The sequence below is a fragment of the Streptomyces sp. AC627_RSS907 genome, from assembly GCF_019049165.1.
In genome coordinates this window covers 1-761 of the sequence record NZ_JAGMUE010000245.1, presented here as the reverse complement: position 1 = coordinate 761, position 761 = coordinate 1, and the positions used below count along the sequence as shown (strand labels likewise).

1 protein-coding gene is annotated in these 761 nt (G+C 67.0%); it reads left to right on the top strand.

Translation table 11 applies throughout. The features are described from left to right. Positions 1-174: 174 nt before the first annotated feature. A partial coding sequence (locus KUM32_RS33025; RefSeq protein ID WP_217145619.1) for a methyltransferase domain-containing protein occupies positions 175-761 on the top strand: 587 nt, incomplete at its 3' end.

Genomic DNA, 761 nt, shown 5'->3' with positions numbered 1-761 from the left:
TGCGGGGGTGGCCCTGGGTCGCGGTGAAGACCCGCTGGGGCCTGAGCCTGGTCCCCACGCGTGCGGGGGTGGTCCCAGCAAAACGACGATGACCATTTCGGCCGGGTACTGGTCCCCGCCCGTGCGGGGATGGCCCCCGACTGCTGTCCCACCCGGACGAAGATAGGAGACCGAATGACCGCATCGGAATCATGGGGCGACGCGGCGAGGGCGCTGGCCGACAAGGTGGCCGCAAACGCTCTGGAGTGGCACGAAGCAGTCAGTGAGACCCCCCGCCACCTGCTCGTACCCCATTGGTGGGAACGCGTGCCGAACAGCCCGACTGAAGAGTGGGAGTTGGTAGCCCACGCCGAAGATTCCAGGGCGCGGATCGCAGCGGTTTACGGTGACGAAACCCTTGTCACGCGCGTCGGCCCCCTGCACGCCGACCACGCGAAGGCGGAACAACGGGCGGCGGGTAGTCCCACCTCGTCCTCGACGCTTCCGAGTCTGATCGTTTCGATGATGCACCGGTTGAACGCGGAACCCGGACATCAGGTCCTGGACGTGGGCACCGGCTCCGGCTATGCGCTTTCCCTCTTCGCGCGACGTCTCGGAGACGAGTACGTGACGAGTGTGGACGTGGACCCGTATCTCGTTGAGGCCGCTCGCGCCCGCCTCGCTGCATTCGGCCGCATCCCTCGGATCGAAGCAATCGACGCGACGGGGGAACTCCCCGAACCCGCTTATGACCGCATCATGGCCACGGTGTCCGTCCGCCC